Annotated in this window: 15 protein-coding genes and 1 tRNA gene; 9 read left to right on the top strand and 7 right to left on the bottom strand. The window is 72.5% G+C overall.

The features are described from left to right. Window positions 1-114 precede the first annotated feature (114 nt). Together NAEX_RS46215 and cobA are read right to left on the bottom strand one after the other, a co-directional pair. Window positions 115-1,365: a cytochrome P450 gene (locus NAEX_RS46215; protein ID WP_096334312.1), complete on the bottom strand. Its 1,251-nt coding sequence runs from the start codon at window positions 1,363-1,365 to the stop codon at window positions 115-117. A 104-nt stretch (window positions 1,366-1,469) separates the two neighbouring features. Continuing rightward, window positions 1,470-3,029: a uroporphyrinogen-III C-methyltransferase gene (gene cobA / locus NAEX_RS46210; RefSeq protein WP_143140162.1), complete on the bottom strand. Its 1,560-nt coding sequence runs from the start codon at window positions 3,027-3,029 to the stop codon at window positions 1,470-1,472. Between the two features lie 341 nt (window positions 3,030-3,370). Here cobA and mnmG point away from each other — a divergent pair, with 341 nt between their 5' ends. From mnmG to NAEX_RS46180, 6 genes are all read left to right on the top strand, one after another. Next, window positions 3,371-5,128, top strand: a complete 1,758-nt coding sequence (mnmG, locus tag NAEX_RS46205) for a tRNA uridine-5-carboxymethylaminomethyl(34) synthesis enzyme MnmG (RefSeq protein ID WP_096334474.1) — start codon at window positions 3,371-3,373, stop codon at window positions 5,126-5,128. Window positions 5,129-5,619: 491 nt separating this feature from the next. Next, entirely contained in the window at window positions 5,620-6,294 is a 675-nt protein-coding gene (locus NAEX_RS49265) for a hypothetical protein (protein ID WP_143140163.1), read from the top strand. A gap of 800 nt (window positions 6,295-7,094) precedes the next feature. Further along, window positions 7,095-10,175, top strand: coding sequence for a PD40 domain-containing protein (locus NAEX_RS46195; protein ID WP_096334310.1), 3,081 nt, complete (start codon window positions 7,095-7,097; stop codon window positions 10,173-10,175). Between the two features lie 240 nt (window positions 10,176-10,415). Next, entirely contained in the window at window positions 10,416-10,538 is a 123-nt protein-coding gene (locus NAEX_RS54195; protein WP_256253988.1) for a hypothetical protein, read from the top strand. 655 nt (window positions 10,539-11,193) lie between these two features. Further along, window positions 11,194-11,622: a hypothetical protein gene (locus NAEX_RS46185; RefSeq protein ID WP_096334308.1), complete on the top strand. Its 429-nt coding sequence runs from the start codon at window positions 11,194-11,196 to the stop codon at window positions 11,620-11,622. Between the two features lie 235 nt (window positions 11,623-11,857). Next, window positions 11,858-11,930: transfer RNA gene (locus tag NAEX_RS46180), tRNA-Thr, on the top strand. 130 nt (window positions 11,931-12,060) lie between these two features. Here the strand turns inward: NAEX_RS46180 and NAEX_RS52620 are convergent. Further along, on the bottom strand, window positions 12,061-12,501 hold the full coding sequence (locus tag NAEX_RS52620; protein WP_177325855.1) for a Kazal-type serine protease inhibitor family protein: 441 nt from the start codon (window positions 12,499-12,501) through the stop codon (window positions 12,061-12,063). A 133-nt stretch (window positions 12,502-12,634) separates the two neighbouring features. Between NAEX_RS52620 and NAEX_RS46170 the strand changes: the two genes are divergently transcribed. Continuing rightward, a complete protein-coding gene (locus NAEX_RS46170; protein ID WP_096334306.1) occupies window positions 12,635-13,093 on the top strand; it encodes a hypothetical protein in 459 nt (152 codons plus the stop codon). Here the strand turns inward: NAEX_RS46170 and NAEX_RS46165 are convergent. From NAEX_RS46165 to NAEX_RS49255, 3 genes are read right to left on the bottom strand one after another with little or no spacing between them, the layout of a single operon-like run. Next, entirely contained in the window at window positions 13,090-13,707 is a 618-nt protein-coding gene (locus tag NAEX_RS46165; protein WP_170136609.1) for an SCE4755 family polysaccharide monooxygenase-like protein, read from the bottom strand. The genes NAEX_RS46170 and NAEX_RS46165 overlap by 4 nt on opposite strands. After that, window positions 13,700-14,560 carry an SCE4755 family polysaccharide monooxygenase-like protein gene (locus NAEX_RS46160; RefSeq protein WP_170136608.1) on the bottom strand — a complete coding sequence of 287 codons (861 nt, stop codon included), beginning with the start codon at window positions 14,558-14,560 and terminating at the stop codon, window positions 13,700-13,702. Before NAEX_RS46160 ends, NAEX_RS46165 begins: the two co-directional genes overlap by 8 nt. Window positions 14,561-14,613: 53 nt before the next feature. Next, entirely contained in the window at window positions 14,614-15,927 is a 1,314-nt protein-coding gene (locus tag NAEX_RS49255) for a HEAT repeat domain-containing protein (RefSeq protein WP_143140164.1), read from the bottom strand. 402 nt (window positions 15,928-16,329) lie between these two features. On the opposite strand from NAEX_RS49255, the gene NAEX_RS49250 reads away from it, so the two are divergent. Beyond that, window positions 16,330-17,904: a VanW family protein gene (locus tag NAEX_RS49250; RefSeq protein ID WP_143140165.1), complete on the top strand. Its 1,575-nt coding sequence runs from the start codon at window positions 16,330-16,332 to the stop codon at window positions 17,902-17,904. Window positions 17,905-18,255: 351 nt separating this feature from the next. On the opposite strand, the gene NAEX_RS46150 is transcribed toward NAEX_RS49250, so the two are convergent. Then, on the bottom strand, window positions 18,256-20,394 hold the full coding sequence (locus tag NAEX_RS46150) for an FG-GAP repeat domain-containing protein (protein ID WP_143140166.1): 2,139 nt from the start codon (window positions 20,392-20,394) through the stop codon (window positions 18,256-18,258). A gap of 620 nt (window positions 20,395-21,014) precedes the next feature. Here NAEX_RS46150 and NAEX_RS46140 point away from each other — a divergent pair. Next, on the top strand, window positions 21,015-21,830 hold the full coding sequence (locus NAEX_RS46140) for an SPOR domain-containing protein (RefSeq protein ID WP_096334300.1): 816 nt from the start codon (window positions 21,015-21,017) through the stop codon (window positions 21,828-21,830). The last annotated feature ends 437 nt before the right edge of the window (window positions 21,831-22,267 follow it).

Raw genomic sequence — 22,267 nt, 5'->3', positions numbered from 1 at the left:
CCTGCCGTCGCCCGAGGTCGCCCCCGACCCGCGCTCGCCCGCCGCCGTCACATGTCCCGAAGGACAGACCCTCGCAGGCGCGGCCGCGCCCGGCCGTCCCGTCCGGCGCCGGCCTCAGCCGCCCGCGCGCAGCGGCGCCAGTTCGACCGGGAACGCGATCGGTCGCCCGCCGTCGCGCCGCAGCGGCCCCGACAGGCGGAACTCGCGGCCGAGCAGCGCCTTGCAGCCCTCGCGGATCGCCGCGGTCGCCACCTGGCGGGCCAGGCACGCGTGCGGCCCCTCGCCGAACAGGAAGTCGGGGTGCTCCGGGCGATCGACGCGGAAGTGCTCCGGCTCGTCGACGCGCGCGGGGTCGAAGGCCGCGGCCGCGGTCGCCACCACCACCGTCGCGCCCGCGGGCACGACCACCTCGTCGGCTGTCCCTTGGGCCAGGTGATGGCTCTGCCCGCAGATCCGCGCCACCGTCAGGCGCGGCGGCGAGAACCGCAGCGCCTCGCGCAGCACCGCCCACAGCTTGTCGTCGTCGCCGCTCGCCGCCGCCGAGCGAGCCACCTGCAGCGCCCCGGGGCGGTCGATCAGCTCGCCGATCGCCAGCGCGATCGCGGCCGCGATCGGCTCCACGCCGGCCACCAGAAGACCCAGCAGCACCTCCCGCAGACGGCGCTCCTCGAGCCGCAGGTGGGCCACGTTCTGCAGCGCCACCAGCCGCCCCAGCACGTCGTCGCCGGCCATCCGGCCCGACGACCGCTGAGCCCTGCGCGACGCCACCATCGTGTCGGTGTAGCCGCCGAGCTCCGCCGCGGCTGCGCGCGCCTCCTCGTGGATCTCGCCGTCGCTCGTCGGATTGCGCTCGATGTCGCGGGCGATCGCCTCGACCCACCGCACCAGCGTCGTCTCCTCCGGACCGCTGACCCCGAGGTACTCGGCGGCCACGCGACCCGCCACCACGTGGGCCAGATCTCGCACCACGTCGAACCCGCCCTGACGGCAGCCGGCGGCGACCGCCGCCGTGGCCGCCGCGTGGCTGATCGCCGCCACCCGGTCCGCGTCGTCCCCGCGCACGCACAGCCGCACCAGCGCCGCCTCCACCGCGGCGCGCGGCCCCTCGCGCTCGTCGAGCGAGAACCCGCCGAACAGCGGCTGTCGCCTGGCCTCGAGGGCATGTCCCAAGAACACATCGCCGCGCGTCAGCACCTCGAGCGCCTCGGCCTGGCGCGTCACCACCACGACGCCCGGCGCCGCGAAGATCGGCCGCTCGCGCTGCAGCTCGGCGAACAGCTCGCGCGGGCGCTCCGCCAGCCACCGCAGCGTCAGGGCCGTGCGCGCCTCGGCCTCGCTCGCCGCGAACTCGCGGAGAAAGCTCATCGCCCGACGATACCGGTCCGCCCGGCAACGGACAAATGCCCGGCGACCCGTCCCGGGGCGCGAACGCCCCCGCGCACCCGCGATCGCCGTCCTGCCCGTCGGTCCTACCCGCGGCTCATCGCCTCGACCACCGCCGACAGCATCGCCTCGTCGGTCAGCCCGCCCGCGACCGCGTCGGGGCGCAGGTCCATCGACTCCAGCGCCCCCGCCGTCACCGGCCCGAGCGCGATCAGCCGCGCGCGGCGCAGGACCTCGCGGGTCAGCGCCTCGCCGTGGGCCTCCGTCAGCGTCTCCACGAAGTGACGCGCCGTCTTGCCGCTGGCGAAGCAGATCGCGTCGGTGCCCTCGCCGCCGTGTTCGGGCGGCAGCAGCGAGCGCGTCAGCAGACTCGGCACCTTCGGGCGGATCACGCGGTAGCCGATCACCAGCCGGTAGGTCCCGCCGGCCGCGCGCACCGCCTCCGCGATCAGGTCGCGGCCCTCGTCGGCGCGCACGTGCAGCCAGCGCCGGGCCAGCAGCCCGCGCGACGCCAGCGTCTCGACCAGCCCCTCCGAGCGGGCCGCCGACGGCACGATGTCGGGCCGGATCCCGCGCTCCCAGCACGCATTGGCCGTGCCGGTGCCGATCGCCGCCAGGCACTTGCCGTGCAGCGCCCGGACGTCGAGCTCGAGCCCCGCGAGCGCGTCGAACCACGCGCGCACCCCGTTCGGGCTCGACAGGATCACCCCGTCGACCTCGTCGAGGCTCTGGGCCGCCCCGCTCAGCGCCGACAGGTCCTCCGGCGGCGCGATGTCGAGGCACGGCACCGACACCGCGTCGGCGCCTTGACCGGCGAGCAGCTGCAGCAGCTCGCTGGCCTGATGGCGGGCCCGCGTCACCACCACGCGCTTGCCGAACAGCGGCCGGCGCTCGAACCACTGCGTCGTCCGCCGCAGGTCGACCACGCTGCCGACCACCATCACCGCCGGCGGGCGCAGGCCCTCGGCCTCGACGCGGTCGGCGATCTGGGCCAGCGGCGCGATCACGGTGCGCTGGATCCCGCGGGTGCCCCAGCGGATCACCGCCGACGGGGTCGCCGGGTCGCGCCCGGCCGCGATCAGCCGGTCCGCGTTCTGCCGGCAGTTGCGGACGCTCATCATCAGCACCAGCGTGCCTGTCCCTTTGGCCAGGAGCTCCCAGTCGACCGCCCGACCGCCCTTCTCGTACGCCTCGTAGCCCGACACCAGGCTGACGCAGGGCGCGTGATCGCGGTGCGTGACCGGGATGCCGGCCGCCTCGGGCGCGGCGATCGCCGCGCTCACCCCGGGCACGAACTCGAACGGGATCCCGCGGGCCGCCAGCACCTCGGCTTCTTCGGCGCCGCGGCCGAACACCATCGGGTCGCCGCCCTTGAGGCGGACCACGTACAGGCCGGCGGCCGCGCGCTCGACCATCAGGCGGTTGATCGCCTCCTGGTCCGGCACCGGCTCGCCGTGGGCTCCGGCGTGCGGGCTCTCCGTGCGCTGGAACAGGTGGACGTCCGCGCGGCAATGAGTGAAGAGCGCCGGGTTGACCAGGTAATCCGCGATCACCACGTCCGCGCGGGTCAGCCGCTCGCGACCGGCCAGGGTGAGGAGTTCGGGGTCCCAGGGACCGGCGCCGACGATCGAGACGAAGCCCGTCACGTCGGCAAAGATAGCCCACCTGCCGGCGAATGGCTCCACGGACGCGCACCAACGCGCGCCCCGCCCGCCGCGAACTGCCCGACCCGGCTCGCGGCGCACGAACGCGCCCCCCGCCGAATCGCCGATGCCCCATCGGCAGCCCAAACGACGGCTCGGCCGTCGTACAGCGATAATGAGCGCTCGAATCGCAGACCTGCTGACGACGAATCAGCTGCTCTGCCGACGGCGCGTCCCTTCCCCGGCCGCGGCCTCATACCACGACGCGCGAACACGCGCCAGCCGCCGTGCGCCCCCTTGCGCCCGCTTTGACCCTCGCCGCGGTCTGCTACCCTCGCGCCGCCGTGGAGCCCGTCGTCATCGTCGTCGGAGCCGGACACGCCGGGCTGGAGGCCGCCTTCGCTGCGGCGCGGGTCGGCGCGCGCGTCCTCGTCGTCACCGGCAGCCTCGCCACGATCGGCCAAACCCCGTGCAACCCCAGCATCGGCGGCGTCGCCAAGGGTCACCTGGTCAAGGAGATCGAGGCCATGGGCGGCTTCATGGGCCGGGCCGCCGACGCTTGCGCGATCCACGGGCGCGTCCTCAACCGCTCCAAGGGCCCGGCCGTGCGCAGCACCCGGGTCCAGGTCGACAAGGCCCGCTACGGCGAGTACGCCCGCACCGCCCTCCTCGGCGACCCGCGCGTGCGCGTCCTCGCGGGCCTCGTCGCCGCCGTCCACCTCGAAGGCGAGCGGGCCCGCGGCGTCGTCCTCGAAGACGGCACCCTCGTCTCCGGCGACGCCGTCGTCGTCACCACCGGCACCTTCCTCGGCGGCCTGCTGCACACCGGCGAGCGCACCACCCCGGGCGGCCGCGTCGGCGAGCCGCCCGCCCTGGCCCTGTCCGAGCACCTGCGCGCCCTCGGTTTTGCCCTGCGCCGGCTCAAGACCGGCACCCCTGCGCGGCTCGACGGCCGCACCATCGACTACGCGCGCACCGAGGAGCAGCCGAGCGAGGACCCGCTGCCGCGCTTCACCTTGCCCGACGACGGCCCCCCGCCGGTGCTCGCCCAGGTCCCGTGCTGGATCACCTGGACCACCGAGGCGACCCACGAGCTCGTGCGCGCCAACCTGCACCGCTCGGCCATGTACAGCGGCCAGGTCGTCGGCCGCGGCCCGCGCTACTGCCCCTCGCTCGAGGACAAGATCGTCCGCTTCGCCGCCCGCGACCGCCACCAGATCTTCCTCGAGCCCGAGGGTCTCGCCACCGACAGCGTCTATCCCGGCGGGATCTCGACCAGCCTGCCCGCCGACGTGCAGGAGGCCTTCATCCGCACGATCCCCGGCCTCGAGCGGGCCGTCATGCTGCGCCCCGGCTACGCCGTCGAGTACGACGCCGTCGACGCCCGCGACCTCGACCACACCCTGCGCGCGCGCGCCGTCCCCGGCCTGTGGTTCGCCGGCCAGATCAACGGCACCTCCGGCTACGAGGAGGCCGGCGCCCAGGGCCTCGTCGCCGGCGCCAACGCGGCTCTGGCCGCGCTCGGCCGCCCCCCGCTCGTCCTCGGCCGCGAGCACGCCTACACCGGCGTCATGATCGACGACCTCGTCACCCAGGGCTGCGACGAGCCGTACCGCATGTTCACCGCGCGCGCCGAGTACCGCCTGCTGCTGCGCGAGGACAACGCCGACGCCCGTCTTTCGGACATGTCCTTTGCAGCAGGTCTCATCGACCATGTCCGTTACGACAGGGCCCGCGCCCGCGTCGAGCGCGTCCGCGAGCTGCTCGCGCGCCCCGACCCCGACGCCCCCGCCTGGCTGACCGAGCGGGCCGAGGCGCAGCGCTGCTACGCCGGCTTCCTCGAGCGGCAGGAGAAGGAGATCCGGGTCATGCGCGGCGGCGCGGCCGACCTCCCGATCGACCCCGACACCGACTTCCGCCGCCTCCCCGGCCTCACCACCGAGGCCGCCGAGCGGCTCGCCCGCGTGCGCCCGACCAGCACCGGCCAGGCCGCGCGGATCCCCGGCATCACCCCCGCCGCCCTGATGTGCCTGTGGGCCCACGTCCGTGCCGCCCAGCGCCGCGCCGAAGCAGCCGCGAGCGCCGCCCCGCAGCCGCTCTGATCGCCGCCCCCGAAGCAGCCACGAGCGCACCCGCAATCACTCTGCTCGTGAACGCCGCCACGAGCGCCGCCCCGCATTCGCCCTGCTCGTGAACGCCGGCATCGACCGGCTCCCCTCGCGAGCTCCGACGCCGCGAGCCTGCGACCCTCACCCGCACCTCGCTACCCGCAGCACCTCGCCGCGCGTGCTCGGGCGCACGCTCGTGCCGCCTTCGGCCCACGATGCACAGTCATGATTCGCGTCACCACGCGCGCCTCCGCGGCCGACCCATGTCGTGACCGCCACACCGCACATTGACTCCGGCGCGAAAACGCGCCCATCGAATCCGCCTTCTTTGCCTCGATTCCCCCGCCCAGCCCTCCAGCGCGCCATTTCACGGAGGTTCGGCGTGCCGGTCACATCAATAGAAATTGATCATGCCGCGCGGAAATGTGGGCACATGCTGGGGACGGACAGCCACGATCCAGCGAGGCTCGATCATGCGACACATCGTGTATTTGCCCCTCGGTCTGGCGACGCTCCTGGCCTGCGTCGAGCCGGAGAAGCCGTCTGGGTTCGGCGTCGGCGTCACCGACACCGCCGGACCGCCGCCTGGCCTCACCACGGCCGCCCCTGCCGGCACCGAGGCCCCGCCGGTCGCGCCCACCGATTCGACCGGCACCGGCACCACCACCACCGGCTCCGAACCTGTCGACCCCACCACCGGCACCGGCACCACCTCGGGCGTCACCCCGCCCGACCTACCCCCCGCGGACGGCACCACCACGACCACCGGAGCGCCCGATCCGACCGGCGGCCTCACCACGACCACGGCTCCGCCCGCGCCGATCGGCGAGGGCCAGCTCTGCTTCGAGAACGACGACTGTCCCGACCAGGCCCCGTACTGCGCCGATCACGATCATCAGTGTCACGACGGCGACGAGGGCGACCCCTGCGACAACGACGGCGACTGCGCCGACTTCACCCCGAGCTGCGTCGCGGGTGTCTGTTACGACGGCAACGAGGGCGATCCCTGCAAGAACGACCACGACTGCGGCCCCACCTCGCCCGTGTGCGTCCTCGGTCAGTGCCGGGACGGCCAGGAGGGCGACCCCTGCGCCAGCCACAAGGACTGCGCGCCCTTCTTCGGCTGCTACGCCGGCGCCTGCACCGACGCCAGCCCGTGACCGCCGCAGCCCCACCGCTGCAGCCCCGCTGTCCCGCTCCGCACGACCTCCGCCGCCCCGCCGACGACCCTCCTCGCCCGCCCCGCCGACGACCGCCTCGCACGCCCCTCGCGCGCGAAGCACCACGCCGCGCCAATCACCGCTCACGACCCCCGTCGTGCCACGGACCAGCGCCGCCGCTGACCGCCCGAAGCATCACCCCGCGCAGATCGCCCGCTCGCGACCCCCCGTCCTGCGACAGGCCGCCGCTGACCGACCGTAGCACCACGCCACGCAAGCACCGCTCGCAACTGCGACCGACCGGCTCCGCCGCCCCGTAGATCGCCGCAGCCACGGGCCCGTCCCCCGGACACCTGAAGCACTCGTCGGCCCGCGTTCGATCCCGCGACGATCCACGTCTCGCCGTTCACGCTTCGCCAGGGCCGCTCCCCCTCGAGCCACCGACGCGACTCACTCCCTCCCGCCGATCGCCGGCATACCCGTCTGCGCGCCCGGGGCGCCGCCGATTGCCGGCAGCACCACGACCGCCCCCCCATGCGCGCCACCGACCTCGCGCCCCGACGATCGCGGCGGCTTCGCGTCCCGGCCGGCGGACCGTCCTGTTAGGCTTGGCGCCCGTGTCCGCGTCGCGCCCTGCCCGTGCTCCTCGCCGCTCGCGCGGGGTCCTGGCGCGGCGCGGGCGAGCCTCGCCGACCGCCGGCGGCGTCACGATCGCCGGTCCCCACGCGCCCCCGACCTCGCGCACCCGCGATCGCTCCGCGCCCGCGTCCGCCTCGCGCCCTGTCCGTGCACCTCGCCGCGTGCACGGCCTCCTCGCGCTGCTCGGGCTCGTGCTCGCCTGTCTCGTCGGGCGGCCCGCCCAGGCCGCCTCGCGCGACCCACGCTGGCGCACCCTCGAGACCGACCACTTTTACATCCACTACTACCAGGGCAACGAGTACGCCGCCGAGAAGGCCGCCATGGTGCTCGAGCGGGCGCACGAGCGGCTTGCGACCAGCCTCTCGCATTCGCCGTGGCTCAAGACTCACGTCGTCTACCAGGACCACACCGACGCCGCCAACGGCCTCGCCAACACCAGCCCGTACCCGCGGATCGTCGCCTACGTCACCGCCCCCGACTCGATGTCCGTGCTCGAGGGATACGACGACTGGATCGACATCCTCCTGACCCACGAATACACGCACATCGTCCATCTCGACACCACCCACGGCATCCCGCGGCTCATCAACGCCTTGCTCGGGTTCGGGCGCGCCGGCAAGGTCTGGCAGCCCAACGTCATCCAGCCGCGGTGGTACGTCGAGGGCCTCGCCAGCCACGAGGAGTCGCGCCTCACCAGCCAGGGTCGCGGGCGGCACACCCAGTGGGAGATGTACCTGCGGGCCCCGATCCTCGAGCACGGCTTCATCCCGATCGATCGCGTCTCCTCCGGCGCCAACATCTTCCCGCACGGCAGCAGCGTCTACCTCTACGGCCTCTACCTCCTGCGCTACATCAGCAACCGCTACGGCGAGGACAAGCTCGCCGAGCTCAACCACGTCTACGGCGGCCAGACCCTCCCGTTCGCCATCAACCGCGCCGTCGAGAAGGTCCTCGGCGTCAGCTGGGAGAAGCTGTGGGAGGAGTTCGAGCTCGACACCGTGCGGCGCTTCCAGGGCCAGGCGCGCGCGATCCGGGCGCGGGGGATCCGCGAGGGTCGCCGGATCACCTTCACCACCTCGGCCCAGGCCTCGGGCAACTTCGTGCGGCACCCGTTCTGGTCGCCCGACGATCAGCACATCTATTACTTCGAGGACGACGGCCACTCGAACCCCGGGATCCGGCGGATCCGCAGCACCGGCGGGGCGATCCGCGAGGGCGTCGGCATCGGCAAGCAGGGTCAGACCGTCGGCGTCGAGCGGATCGTCGAGCTGCAGGACGCCGGCTCCGCCTCCTTCGTCGGAGTCTCGGAGGACATGGTCTTCGAGGTCTGGGGCGTCCACGACCTGCGCTACTCCTGGACCGACCTGTGGCGCTGGCGGCCGCCGGCCCCGGGCGCGCGCGACGTGCGGCAGAACCCCGGCGACCTCGAGCAGCTCACCTTCGGCGCGCGCGCCCGGGACCCGCACGTCTCGCCCGACGGTCGCACCGTCGTCTTCTCGCGCAACGACTCGGCCCAGGCGCGCCTCGCCTTCCTCGACCTCGCGACCAAAGAAGTGACCGAGGTCGCCCCGCTCGAGCGGATCCAGGTCGTCACGGCGCCGAGGTGGTCGGCCGACGGCAAGAAGGTCGCCTACTCCGCCTTCCGCGAGGGCGGCATGCGCGACATCTACATCTACGACCGCGAGACGCAGACCACCTTGCGGGCCACCGCCGACCGCTTCCTCGACAGCGAGCCGAGCTGGACCCCCGACGGCAGGTACGTCCTCTTCAACAGCGACCGCGACGGCGTCTTCAACATCTACGCCTACGAGGTCGCCACCGCCCGCGTCCACCAGGTCACCAACGTCCTCGGCGGCGCCTTCGAGCCGGTCGTCAGCCACGACGGCAAGCGCCTCGTCTACGTCGGCTTCACCGCCCACGGATATGACCTTTGGGTCATGAAGCTCGACCCCGCCGAGTTCTTCGAGCCCTTGCCGGTGCAAGATCCGCTGCCCGCGATCGACGACCCGACCCCCGACGAGGTCGGCGATCGCGGCCGGCCCGTCAGCCTCAAGAGCCAGCGCTACAAGGCCTACCGCACCTTCTTCCCGCGCACGATCTTCCCCTCCGCGCTGGCCGCCGCCACCTCCGGCAGCTTCGGCACCGAGATCGGCGCCTCGATCGGCGTCAGCGACGTCCTGCAGTTCCACACCCTCTCGATCAACGGCGGCTACAACACCGCCTTCGGCGCCCCCAGCGGCTCGATCGTCTACGAGTACGCGCGCCTGTTGCCGACCTTCCGCGTGCTCGTCAGCCGCGACTACGCCCGCCGCGGCAGCTTCGAGCGCTACGAGTACGGCTACCCCGACGACCTCTTGCCCGGCGCCACCCCGCCGTCCTACCTGCAGCGCGGCTACGACGAGCGGATCACCACCGCGCGCGCCTCCGTCAGCGTGCCGGTGGTCCGCCACCCGGTCCACAACGCCTTCGCCAGCATCAGCTACGCGTACACCCACTACGCCAACGCCAGCAACGTCCCCGCCGTCGATCCCAACGCCCCCGCCTCCTCGCTGCCCGACCTCGGCGGCCTCGGCTCGGTCGGCTTCGCCCTCGACTACGACAGCCGCCGCAGCACCCGTTACGCCTACGGCAACGAGACCGGGCGCGCCGCCAGCATCAACGTCAACCTCATCGACCCGCACCTCGGCGGTCGTTACGCCGACGTCTGGGTCAGCGGTCGCTACGTCGAGATGCTGCGCATGCCGTGGCGCGGCCATCAGGTGCTCGGGATCTCGCTCGAGGGCGCCGCCTCGGCCGGCACGCTCGGGCGGCGCTCGCCGTTCTACCTCGGCGGCACCTCCCAGCAGAACGAGGTCCTGCGCAGCTTCCTCCTCCGCTCGGCCTACGGCGACTGGGGCAACCTGCGCGGCTATCGTCCGTTCGCGTTCCCCGGCCGCTACTACGGCGTGCTCAACGTCGAGTACCGGATCCCGCTGGCCGACGTCGAGCGCGGCCTCGGCACCCTGCCCGGCTTCCTGCGCCGCCTGACCCTCGCCCCGTTCATGGACCTCGGCGCCGCCTGGGGCGCCAACGGCGAGAAGTTCACGCGCCAGATGCTGAAGTGGGGCGTCGGCGCCAGCTTCATCGCCAGCTTCAAGCTCGGCTACGGCGACGCCATCGACCTCATGCTGCAGTACGCCCGCGGCTTCGACGACGAGTTCGGCCTCAACTACTTCCGCGCCGCCGTCGCCCGCAGCTTCTGAGTCGAACCACCGCAGGACATGACCTCGCGGACATGTCTCCAGCACGTCCGCGGCCGCGACGACGAGCACGGCCTCGACTACTTCCGCGCCGCCGTCGCCCGCAACTTTTGAGCCGGACCACCGAGAGACATGTCCTCGCGGACATGTTTCCAGCACGTCCGCGGCCGCGACGACGAGCACGGCCTCGACTACTTCCGCGCCGCCTTCGCCCGCCGCTTCTGAGCCGGACCACCGAGAGACATGTCCTCGCGGACATGTTTCCAGCACGTCCGCGGCCGCGACGACGAGCACGGCCTCGACTACTTCCGCGCCGCCGTCGCCCGCAGCCTAGGAGCCCAACCGCCGACGGGACATGTTTATTAGGACATGTCTTGTAAAGCATTACCTTTCGGACATGTAAGCGGAGGCGTTCACGTCCCCGTACGGGTCGAACCCTGACGGGCACGCGCCCGCTCCCGAAACGAAGTCAGCCCGCGCAGGGGCCGTCTGTCCGTCCAGGACGACACGACCTTGTCCTCTTGGACAGGCAAGCGTCATACCTCCTGCTCCGCAGGGCTCCTGTCCTCCGGGACATGCACGAGATCCTGCACCACGAGCTCGGGCCCGCGCGGCCGCTCCCGCCCACCTTCCCCGCGAGGTCCTGCGCCACGAAGTCGACCCGCGCGCACGCCCTTTCGGACATGCGCGCGAGCTCCTGCGCAACGAGCTCATGCCCGCGCTGCCGCGGATGGGTCCCGCCTCGACATGGACGCACACCGACCGCGCCGCGCCGCGTCCCGTGGCTTGCCTCTCCGCCCGCGCGCGGATCGGCGCCGCTCGCCCTCTCGCCAGCGCCGCCGCCTCGCCGCAGCTGCCCGCGAGTCGACGGTCGCCGCGGTGTGCCGAAGCCACCGACCCGGTCCATCTCGCGGCCGGCGAGGCGCCGCCGACCGCGGCTGACCCGCCGCGCCGCTCGTAGCCGGGCTCACTTGCCGGAGAAGCGGCCTTTTTCACCGTAGAGCCGCATAGGAGGTGAGCCGTGAATCAGAGTGACGCCAAGCGCATCGCCGCGGACGCCGGCGACTGTCCGACGCCACGACCCATCCCGTCGGCCTACGCCGTCAACGTGCAGGACGGCGAGCTCTACCGCGTGTACGACGGCACCCAGGTCGGCGACTGGTGGTGGGTCGTGCTCCCGTCCGACGTCCCGAGTCAGCGCCCGGTCGACGACGCGATGCTCGGCTTCACCTGCCGCATGGAGAAGCACGACGACCACCACTGGCGCGTGCAGGTCCAGGCCCACTTCCGCGACGGCGGCTCCCGCCCCGGCAGCGCCGTCGCCCTGCTCATTTACCGGGGCAGCGCCGAGGCGCGCGCCGCCACCGGTCCCCGAGGACATGTCGCTGCGGGCATGTCCATCCACACGACGCTCCACCCCGAGCGCAAGGCGGCGTCGTCGAGATACTGACAGCGAGAACGCGGCAGAAGACGTGCCGCCGCCGACTCCGTCCTCACACCCGTCCGGCAGGAGAGCGGAGCGCAAATTGCAACCGGGAAAGAGCGCGAGATCGGCGGCGACGCGGCGCTGTCGTCGCCGAGGCCCCCGGAAGGCGCGCCCAAGGTTGCGAAAGGGCTTGACGCGCGCCGGGGAGAAGTGTAAAAGCCCGACCCTCAGCGCGCGGAAAGCTCTTCCAACGAGGTGCGCCACTTTAGCTCAGTTGGTAGAGCAGCTGATTCGTAATCAGCAGGTCTCCGGTTCGAGTCCGGAAAGTGGCTTCGAAAAAATAGAGCTGAAGCGCGCCACGACGGCCCCGCCTCGCACCCGAGGTGGAGGCCGTTTGTGTTTAATCACGGTCTCGCCCTCGGCCAGACGCGACTCGGGTGGCCCCGCCGCCGCGCACGCGCATCAGGTCGGCGGCGGCTCGGGGCACGCGCCCGGCGAGTAGCCGACCACCGCATGGTCGCCGCACGCCACGCACTTGTTCGAGAACGACTTGCGCGAGCCGTCGGTCAGCTTGCCGCAGACCGGGTTGTACTCGCGCGTGCACATGCTCGAGCGGGTCGTGCACTCGACGAACACCGTCGTCGAGTCGTCCGGCCGGGGCGGAGTCGAGGGCGAGGCCGTCTCCCCGGCCGTCGCGGCCACGGGCGTGGTCTCCGGCGTGGTCTCCGGCTTGGCCTCGACCGGCGTCTGCGCGCCGCCGCCCCCCGCACCTGCGGTCCCTGCGGGGTCGGCGGTCCCGGGCACGCCGGAGCCGGCTCCCGAGGTGTCCTTGCAGCCCCCGGCGAACACAACTGTGGTGGCGAAGACGAGGGCGAGGGTGCGAAGTAGGGCCTGCTGGATCATGGGCGCTCTCCTGACGCCGCATCGGTAGCACGCCTCGGCAGGCCGCGCATCCGGCTACTGCCCGCTTGCAGATCTCGCGAGCATCGCGGACGCTGGTGCGGTCAAGACCGCTGTCCTCGACCGGGAGCCGCTCATGCGCCGCGCCTTGTGCCTGTGTTCGCTCGCTGCCCTGGTCGCGCTCGCACCGACGACCGCGACCGCGAAACTCCGCTCCTGTCGCCTGCCGGTGCGGGCGGCCGCGGCCGGCAAGCCGTGTCAGGATCCGGTCGCCGGCATCGACCTCCAGTATCCGCAGCCGCGCGGGCTCAAGTCGCTGATCGTCGGCGCCAGCCTGTTCGCCCTCGGGATCCCCACCACGATCGTCGGCGCCCTCCTCGTCATGAACCCGCAGCCGCCTCCCGAGGGCCCGGCCCCTGGTGGCCCCTACGCCGGCCTTCACTTCCTCATCCCCGGCGCCCTGATGATGCTCGTCGGCATGCCGCTCACCGCCGTGGGCGCGGTCCGCTACGAGCGCTTCACTCGCGACCGCGACGACTGGACCGCCCGCGTCCGCGTCAAGCCGGCCGCCGGCGGCCTCACGTTGCAGTTCTAGGCTCGCCGGCGCCGCCGGCCGAGCACCAGCACCAGCGCCAGCGGACCCGCCGAACCGGTGCGGCAGCCTCCGCTCGCGTCGTCGGCGGCAGGCGATTCGCTCGTCTCGGGCGCGTCGTCGCTGAGCACGAGGTCCGCGCATTGATAGTAGAGGTCGTTGCCGTCCCCGTACGGCGCCTTGTCCGTCATCACCTGCACGAGCTGCAGCGTGCAGCGGTCGCAGCGCACGTCCGGCAGCGTCACCGCCTGCTCGTACGTCTGCCGGCCGTCCTTGTCCGCTACCAGATCGACCAGCACGACCGCCGGATCGCCGCTCTGGCCGGCCTCGGGCGGATCGACGAACGCGTCCTGCCCCTCGTCGTCGAAGCTGATGCGGAAGTACCCGGGGTGCGGCACCGTCTCCTGCCAGCGCACCGTGATCGTCTGCCCCGGTCGGAACGTGCTCACCACCTCGCCGCGCGCGTCGTCGGTGCCGGCACCGCAGGGCCCGAGCTTCTGCTGATCATGGCGCGGCGCCGGCTCGAGCAGGGTGATGTGCGCCAGCGCCGTCGCGGGCAGGCCCGCCAGGCCCAGCGCCAGGCCGACCCGTCTCGCGCCCGTCCGTCCGCTAACCACGCCGCCTCCGGCGAGCCAACAGCAACAACAGCCCTGCCGCGCTCCCGCTGCCGCCTGCACCGCCGGAGCGGCACCCGCAGCCGCCCTCGCCCTCCGCCATGTTCTCGGTCGCGCTGCCTGTCCCCTCGCTGTCGTTGCCGCTCGCGGCCGTCGTGCCGTCGCCGGCCGTCGTCCCGTCGTCGGCCGTCGTCCCGTCGCCGCCGGTGGTCGGCTGCGAGTCCTCGCCGGTCGAGCTGCCGGGCTCCCCCGACGTCGTGGTCCCGACGCTGGCGCTGTCGCCGCTGCTCGCGTCGCCGGTCGTCTCCTCCCCCGTCGTCGTCTCCCCGGTGGTCGTCTCCTCCCCGGTCGTCTCCGCCGCGCCCATGAGCACGATGTCGGCGCACTGGTAATAGAGGTCGTTCGTCCCGACCTCGTACGGCGGCTTGTCGGTCATCACCTGCACGAGCTGCAGCGTGCAGTTGTCGCAGCTCATCAGCGGCAGCGTCACCGCCTGCTCGTACATCTGCTGCGACCCCTGCTTGTCGGCGATCTCGTCGACCAGCACCGCCGAGTTCGAATAGAAGTCGTCGTAGCCGGCCGGGTCGGCGAAGTCGTCGTGCCCGTCGTCGTCGAAGCTGATCCGGAAGTGCCCCGGGTGGTCGACCGTCTCGGTCCAGCGGACCATGATCGTCTCGCCCCCCTGGAAGGTCGCCACCTCCGCCCCGCGCATGTCGTTCGGCCCGACCCCGCACGGTCCGGACTTCTGCTCGACGTGCCGCGGCAACGGCGAGCTCAGGGCGATATGGGCCGACGCCGCCGTCGCGGTGACGGCGACCGAGGCGAACGCGAGGACAGGAAAAGCGAAGCGGTGCATGTCGATGTGCTCTTTCGCGCACATCGATTGTACCGGCTCCAGCGCCGCGGCGCCTACTCCGGCGCCGCCACCTTCGAGTCGTCGCGCGCGCTCCGGATCCCGTCCAGCAGCGACTGCGCGCGGTCGGCCTTGAGCGTCCCGTCCCCCTTGTGCTGGGCGACGAGGCGCTCCAGCCACGGCTCGACCTCGGCACGAATTTCTGGAGACGTGGCGCGGATTTGGCCCAAAACTTTGAAGATATGGTTTTCGTAGTTGTCGACCGGCAGCAGCAGCTCGAAGTGGTCCTGCTGGCCGTCGGGCCGGAGGTACACCACCTCCACCGGGCACGTCGTCGTCCGCTCCTCCGGCGTCGCCGTGTCGTACGCGTGCATCAGGGGCACGTTCGCGCGCTCGTTGCCGAGGATCCCGAGGCTGAACACGATCGCGCAGCGGACCGAAAACGCGGCCGACGGCAGGCGATCCGTCAGCATCGTGTCGAGGTCCTTGGCCTCCCGCTGGTCGCGGTGCTGCGCGATCGCCCACGCCGCCACGCGCTGGGCCTTCTCGTCGCCGCGCTGCAGGATCTGCTGCAGCACCGGCAGCACCTTCGGCACCTGGATGTACCCGGCCGCGACCAGCAGCCGCCGGTCGATCACGCCCGCCGCCAGGTCGCGCTCGAGCTCGCCAAACAATTGATCGGCGACGTCGCGGTCCTGGTAGCGGGCCAGCGAGATCAGCGCCTCACGCCGGAGGTTCGGATCCGGCGACCTCACCGCGGCCCGCAGGTCGGCGAGGATGGCCTTGCGCTCAGCGGTGACGTCGGTGAAGCGCCCGAGCGCCCAGGCCGCCCACGCCCCGACCTCACCTCCGCGCGCCAGCTGCTGCCGCAGCGTCGGCACGATCGTCGGGTGGCGGCGCACCGACAGTTCGGCGATCGCCTGCAGCCGGCGCGGCTGATTCTCGGGATCGTCTCCCCGGAGAGAACTGACGTGAATTCCAACTCTTCGGTAATAGGAGTTGAAGTCCTGGTTCACGAAATTGAAGAGCAAGTAGGTCAGCCCGCCGGACAGCAACAGGACGATCGGGAAGCTGACCGACGAGCGCTGCATCGTCGCCGCCACCATCGCCGCGTCGTCGCTCGCGCGCGCGAACTTCGGGTCCTTGCCCTGGAGGTGCGTCAGGCGGAACGCCCCGCCGAACATGAACTCGTCGATGAGCAGGGCGTCGGCGACCGCCACCACGCACAGCGCCGTGTAGTAGACGACCAGCAGCGCGGTCTCGGTCGACGCCTCGGCCGGCACGTCGCGGATGAGCCGGGCCACGTAGACCGCCGCGATCATGCCGGCCAGGTTGGCGATCACCGCCGCGACCAGCAGCTTGTTGCGCACGGGGATCCCGCGCGCACGCGGGCCATAACCAGGAGGGAGACCGGAGGGTTCGGCGGGCGCCACGGGGCTCGTCATACCGCGGATGGACGCCGCCCGGGGCGACCGGTTCCGGCAACCCCGCTCCTGCCGCTCCCGGCCGGCCGCCGGAACAACCGACCCCGGCCGGCGCGTCTCCCTGGCCACCCGCGGTCCCGGTGCCCATGCGCTCGCCGGCGACCATGCCCCAGTTCCCGTCGCGCTCGCTCGACCGGCCCCACCGCCGCGATCCGAGCCCCGTCCGCGCCGAGACGGGTGCAAACCGCGAGACCCGTCTCGTTCGCGACGCCGGGCCCGTCGCCGACCTCCCCCCCTGTTTCGCCGTTTTTTGGACTTCCTCGCCAGACGTGCCTAGCGTCGCCGTGTATGTCGCAGCCAGCCCCGCGCGCCGCAGCGGCCGCACGCACGCTGGCCCCTCGCCGGGCCCAGCCGCGCACGCTCGTGCCGACCGCCGCGCCCGCGCTCGAGCTCGCCGAGACGCCCGACGTCGCGCCCGAGACCGCCCCTGCCGCGCGCCGGCGTCGGCTCGGCGTCCTCCCGATCCTCGAGTCCGCTGCCATGGCGATCGGCCTCGCAGCCGTCGCGGCGGCCCTCTGGCAGGACCTCGCCGCCGTGGGCGACCAGGACCGCGTCGTCCCCGGCGTGCGCCTCGGCGGCCACGAGGTCGGCGGTCTGACCGCCAGCGAGCTCCCGGCGATCGCCGAAGCCGCCGTCCTCACCGCCCTCGACCGCAAGCTCGTGCTCGCCGCCCCCGGCGTCGAGGTCGAGACCACCGCGCGCGCGCTCGGGGCCGTCCCCGCGCCCGAGACCGCGATCGCGGCCGCCCTGCGCGTCGGCCACAGCGGCGACCTCCTCGCCGACCTGCGCGCCCGCGACCGGGCCCTGCGCGGCGAGGTCGACCTCGCCCCCGGCTTCCGCTTCAACGAGGACGTCGCGCTCGACCAGCTGCTCGCCCTCGCCCCCAAGGTCGAGCGGCCCAGCCTCGCCACCCGCTTCGACATGGACAACCGGCGCGTCCTCCCGGCCCAACGCGGCACCCGGCTGTCGGCCTTCGACTCGCTGTCCGCCGTCGCCGTCGGCCTCGCCTCCGGCGCCGACCGCATCGACCTGGTCACTCAGCCAGGTCCTGAAGTACCTGACCCTTGGGCCAGCATCGCCGACGGCCTCGACATCGGCGCCGTCCTCGCCTCCTTCGAGACCCCTTACTCGACCGAGGCCGCCTACGCCGACCGCGCCTACAACCTCAAGATCGGCGCCGCCCCGCTCGACGGCTACGTCCTCATGCCGGGCGCCACCATGTCCTTCAACCAGGTCGTCGGCGATCGCACCGGCGAGGCCGGCTACCGATTCGCCGCCGGCATCGCCGACGGCGAGCTGATCGACACCGTGGGCGGCGGGATCTGCCAGATCAGCTCCACCCTCTACGGCGCCGCCTTCTTCGCCGGCCTCGACCTCGTGCACAGCCGGCCGCACAGCCGGCCGAGCGCCTACGTCGACATGGGCCTCGACTCGACCGTCGTCTACGGCCACGTCGACATGAAGCTCAAGAACCCGTTCGACTTCCCGGTCGTGTTTCACACCCGGGTCGCCGCCGGCAAGGTGCGGGTCGAGGTGCTCGGCGCCCGCAAGGTGTTCGACGAAGTCGCCTTCGAGCGGCGCGTGCAGGAGGTCCTGCCGTTCAACACCATCGTTCGCAACGACTCCAGCCTGGCCACCGGCGCCGAGACCGTGTCGCAGCGGGGCATGCGAGGCTTCAAGGTCGTGCGCACGCGCAAGCTCTACAAGGACGGCCAGGTCGCCAAGACCGAGTCCTGGGACCTCTTCTACCCGCCCACCACCGAGATCCTCCGCCGCGGCACCAACCCCCGCGGCGAGCGGCCCGAGCCCAAGAAGCTGCCGCCCCTGCGCGACCCGGCCCGCGAGCTGCGGCTCGTCCAGTAGCCCCGCACGACCTGCTGACCTGCCTCTTCGGACAGAGCGAGCCCACCTCTCGTCCGCGACCTCGGCGCGCGACCTCGAGACCCCTCCCGCGACCCAGCCCGCAGCCGCTTACATCGCCGACACCGCGCTGCGCCAGGCGGTCCACCGGACCAGCAAGACGATCGTCCGCGCTGCGCGGGGCAAGACGAAGGCCGCGCCAACGCTGCCTCCCCGAGCGCGGCGCTCACCCACAACGTTGACAGCATGAACTCGACCGCGCGGGAGATCCGCGATGCTCGTCGCCTCGCTGCTCGACGAACAGGCCCGCGCCCTCGTCCTCGGCGCCTCCGTCGCCGAGCCGCTCGACCGCGGTCACCTGCTCACCGCCCTCGCCCAGGTCCGCGCGGCCTGAAGCCTCCGCGAGGAGCGGTCCGATGGGCGACCGTCAGCCCGCGTCGTCCGCTCCGCGTCACCGCCATGCGAGCGACCGGGCTGCAAGATCGCCAGATGCCCGGCCTCCCGCAGCACGATCTCCGGCTCGCCGTCGTCGTCCAGGTCGACCACGCTCACGCTGGTCGGCGGTGAAATCGACAGCTCGACGCGCATGAAGCGAAAGCCCGCCCCGACGGGCTGCGCGCCGACGTGCAACGTGCTCCCTCCGTCCGTCACCGCGCTCCGGGTCACCGCCAGGATCTCCGGCGATCCATCGCCGTCGAGATCGCCGTGCGTCGCCGCGACGACCTCCTCGAGCAGGCCGGGCCGCATGGCCGCGGCCGCCCCCGATGGGCCCTGCACCACCACGAGGCGTTTGGCCGCGACCCCGAGCAACTCGAGGTCGCCGTCACGATCGAAGTCGAGGAAGGAAGTCGATTGCAGCCCGCGTTGCGGCGACCACACGCGGCGCGGGAGGAACTGCCCGTCGCCCCGCCCCGGATGCACGACCACTCCCGAAAGGCTCGACGGCGCCACCAGATCGAGGACGCCTCTCCGGTCGAGATCCAGCAAGCGAAAGCTCCCGGCCGAGAGCAATCCTGCGCCGTCGAGCGGAGCCCACGCGGAGGCTTTCAGCGCACGCGACCGCAGCCCGGTCAAACGAATCGTCCGCAGCGCACCGACCCCCGACACTCCGAGCAAGTCCAGCTCGCTATCGCCGTCGAGATCGGCCGGCCAGACCGCGAGGTCGCCCGCCGCCACCGTTGCCAACCGTGAGGTCGCCAGCGCGCCACCGCCGTCCAGCGTGAGCTCGTGCAACTCGGTGCCCCATCGATCTCGCGGCCGCACCACCAACATCGCCTCGGCGGGGCCGTCGCCCTCGAAGTCCGCCCGGACCACCCCGCGCGCGCTCTCGGCGGTCGGGATCAACGCGGCGACATCCTGGTGTTGCAGCGCCCCGAACTGTCCTTCCCCGTCGCCGAAGGCCACGCCGATCGTCGCCCCCGTGGCGAGCAAGTCGGCGATGCCGTCGCGATCGACATCGATCAGCGAGAGCGAGCGGGGCGCCGAGTAGATCGGCGTGCCCGCGAGCGCCTCACCGATGGCCAGGTCCAGCACCTGCAGCGTCCCACCCTGGACGTTCAGCAGCTCCGGCTGCGGGTCCCCGTCGACCTCGACCACCCGCACCGACCCGGAGCGCTCCACGACCAGCCCTCGCGCCCCCAGCGCCGTGAAGTCGTCGCCGCTGCGGATCCACGGGGTCAGGACGGTTCGAAACACGTCATTCACCGCCGTCGTCCGCTGGACCAGCAGGTCGCGCCTCGCATCACCGTCCAGGTCGACCAGGGCCAGCGCGTCGCAGGCATCAAGGCTGACGCGCCGCGGAGCTACGGGCTCGGCCGCGAGGATGTCCGCCACACGGAGCACCCCCGACGGACCGCAGAGAAACACCTCCGAGCCCTCGCCGCGGATCATCGCGCTTGCTGGCTCGAACCCCGGCGTGTTCAGCCCGCGCGCCGACGCTTGTCCCTGCAGGCCGACGATCGCGGGTATTCCGGCCCTGAGCAGCAACAGGTCGAGCGCGCCGCCCGTCCCGTCCCATGGCACGAGCGACCGTACCCACCCGTCGAACGCGCGCTGAAACACCAGGTTCGGCTCCCCCGCGGCCGAGAAATCGACCCCCCAGACCATACTCGTCGCCACGACCCCTTGGCCGGCGCCGAGGCCGGCCAGCACGAGGTCGAGATCGCCGTCGCCGTCCACGTCGGTTCGGATCGCCTCAGTAATAGAGCCGCTCACCGACAGGCGCGAGCCCGTCTGGAACCCGCCCTCGCTCTCCCGCAGGAACGTGTGGAGCGTCGAACCTGACCATCCGACCATGTCCATTCGACCATCCGAGTTCACGTCGAGCGCATGGACCCCCTGCAAACCGGTCACTCCGTCGACGGACCCGGAGTCCACCAGTTGACCGTCGCCGCGGACGACTTGCAGCTGCGACTCACCTGTCGGGTCGGCCATCGCTTGCGCCGGCACGATCAGGACCTCCTCCTTCGAGCCCGGTGGGGCCCGGTTGCCCACGAGCGCGGCCTTCCAGCACGGCTTCGCGGGGCTGGTGATGCTGGCCGACTGGCTAGGAGACCTGCTCCGCGTCCGCCCGGTCGGTAGCCCACGCCGCCGCTCGCAGGACCCCGCGGACACCGGCTGCGCCGCGGTGAGCCGCAGGTCGCCGCCGCTGCCCGTGCCTGCGGCGCGCACCGACGGCTCGCCCCGCGGGACAGCGCGCGCGCGGCGGACGACGAGCCATGACCGCCCACGCCACCACCCTGACCAGGCGGACGCGGAGCCCCGCCGGCGCTCGCCAGGTCGAGCGTCAGCGACGCTGCCGCGGGACCTTCGGCTGCGCCGCCCCTGATCGCCCTGCGCCGCCCCTGATCGCCCCACGCCGCGGCGACCGCCTCTCGCCGCCGCTCGCTGCCGGCCCTGCGGCGTCGCGGACCATCGCCGTCGTCCGCCCGCGGCGACCGCCCCTCGCCGCCGCTCGCTGCCGGCCCTGCGGCGTCGCGGACCATCGCCGTCGTCCGCCCGCGGCGATCGCGGCGTCGTGGGCGGGCGGCGGTTCGCGGATCGTCGGCGCCGCCGAATTTTTTGTCCCACACCAGACCTGACCTACAAGGACAGGCACTCGCCGGAGCCGCACCATGCCAGAGCTGACCGCCTCGAAGGAAAAGGTCGATTTCTCGCTCGACAACCGCCAAGTCTTCTTTTTGTTCTTCGGCCTGTCGGTGGTCGGATGCTTCGTATTCGCGCTCGGCGTGATGGTCGGGCGGCGCAACGAGAACGGGCACGCCAGCGCCCAGCTCGTCGCGCAGAACGAGGCGCGGGCGGTGCTCGCCGACCCCGAGCCGCTGGTCGCCGACGCCGGCTACAGCTTCAAGGACGGCCTCCAGCACCCCGCCACCGAGGGCGTGCCGGAGACGCGGGACCCGGCGGTCCCGCCGCGCGACGAGGACGTCGTGCGCGCCGAGCGTGAGGCGGCCATGGGTGGCGTGCCCGGCAAGAACAAGAAGAGCAAGAAGCCGATCCCCGCGCCCGGCAAGGAGCCGGCCATGGCCTCGGCGCCCAAGGTCCTCCCGCCGCTCGCCAGCGTCGAGCCGCCGGCCGCCCCGGTGCCCGCCGCGATCGTCGAGAAGGAGCCCGCCAAGGAGCCGGCCAAGGACAGCATCGTCGCCGCCGTCAAGGGCGACGCCCCCGTCAAGGGCGACGCCCCGGCCCCCAAGGCCAAGAAGGGCTTCGCGCTGCAGATGAAGGCGTTCGCCAGCCAGGACGAGGCCGCCAAGCTGGCCGACAAGCTGCGCCGCAACGGCCACGACGTCCGCGTCGAGTCCGGCGAGACCGCCGGCCGTGTGTGGCACCGCGTCCGGATCGGCGAGTTCAACTCGTGGGACGCCGCCGTCGCCGCCAAGATGGCGTTCGAGAAGCAGGAGTCGGTGATCGCCTACGTCGTCTCCCTGTGAGCGACGCGCACCGCCGCCGAGAGGCCGCGATCCCCCGGGATCGCGGCCTTTCTCATGTGTTCAGAGGGGCATGTCCATCCGGTCATGCCCCTTCGCGCACGTTCTTTCCCATCAAATTTAGGCTCGCGTCGTGTCGGGTCGTCGAATCGGCGTGTCCAAACGGGCATGCCCCTTCGCGCATGTCTTGAAAGGCATGCTCTGCAGAACATGTCCCCCTGGGCTTGTCCGTTGACGACCCTCCTGCGCGCCACCGAGGTCGTCACGCAGGTCGGGTCCTGGCAGCGGAGGACACACCGACGCGGGGCGCCCGCGCTGCCGTCGTGGAGCCGCGGCAAGCACATCGGGCAGGTCGCACCACCCAGTCGGGCCCTCGATGCACGGCTCGCCGACCGGAGGAACGGCATGCACGTGTCGATCGACGGCTGGCAGAGCAGCCT

It is taken from the genome of Nannocystis exedens, from assembly GCF_002343915.1.
GTDB lineage: Bacteria > Myxococcota_A > Polyangia > Nannocystales > Nannocystaceae > Nannocystis > Nannocystis exedens.
This window is presented reverse-complemented; position numbering and strand designations above follow the sequence as displayed.

Coding starts and splice junctions, on each gene's coding strand:
- NAEX_RS54195 (WP_256253988.1), top strand. CDS start 10,416: ATGTCCTCGCGGACATGTTTCCAGCACGTCCGCGGCCGCGACGACGAG.
- NAEX_RS46140 (WP_096334300.1), top strand. CDS start 21,015: ATGCCAGAGCTGACCGCCTCGAAGGAAAAGGTCGATTTCTCGCTCGAC.
- NAEX_RS52620 (WP_177325855.1), bottom strand. CDS start 12,501: ATGATCCAGCAGGCCCTACTTCGCACCCTCGCCCTCGTCTTCGCCACC.
- NAEX_RS46170 (WP_096334306.1), top strand. CDS start 12,635: ATGCGCCGCGCCTTGTGCCTGTGTTCGCTCGCTGCCCTGGTCGCGCTC.
- NAEX_RS49250 (WP_143140165.1), top strand. CDS start 16,330: ATGTCGCAGCCAGCCCCGCGCGCCGCAGCGGCCGCACGCACGCTGGCC.
- NAEX_RS46160 (WP_170136608.1), bottom strand. CDS start 14,560: ATGCACCGCTTCGCTTTTCCTGTCCTCGCGTTCGCCTCGGTCGCCGTC.
- NAEX_RS46215 (WP_096334312.1), bottom strand. CDS start 1,365: ATGAGCTTTCTCCGCGAGTTCGCGGCGAGCGAGGCCGAGGCGCGCACG.